Annotated in this window: 1 protein-coding gene; it reads right to left on the bottom strand. The window is 52.5% G+C overall.

Annotation, left to right across the window (positions count from 1 at the left end; all coding sequences use genetic code 11):
• Positions 1–204, bottom strand: a 204-nt coding sequence (locus tag ACP45E_RS02625) for a DUF3360 family protein (protein WP_141707197.1), incomplete at both ends; no start/stop codon positions are given.

The raw sequence follows: 204 nt of genomic DNA, 5'->3' as shown, positions 1-204 counted from the left end.
CCACCTGCGGCGGCAATTAAGGGGATAAGCGGGATCATTGGCCCGTGCGTTCCAGCCAGGTTGGCATTTGGGTTCAATACAGCCGAAAAAAGAATAACGAATAGGCCACCGGCAATGAGCAACTCGTAACGTACGTTTTCTGCAACAAATTCAGGTGATAGGCCAAATTGCGCCGCAAAAGCAGCGACCATGGCCGTGACCATC

The sequence above is a fragment of the Vibrio genomosp. F10 str. 9ZD137 genome, from assembly GCF_049974785.1.
Taxonomy (GTDB): domain Bacteria; phylum Pseudomonadota; class Gammaproteobacteria; order Enterobacterales; family Vibrionaceae; genus Vibrio.
This window is presented reverse-complemented; position numbering and strand designations above follow the sequence as displayed.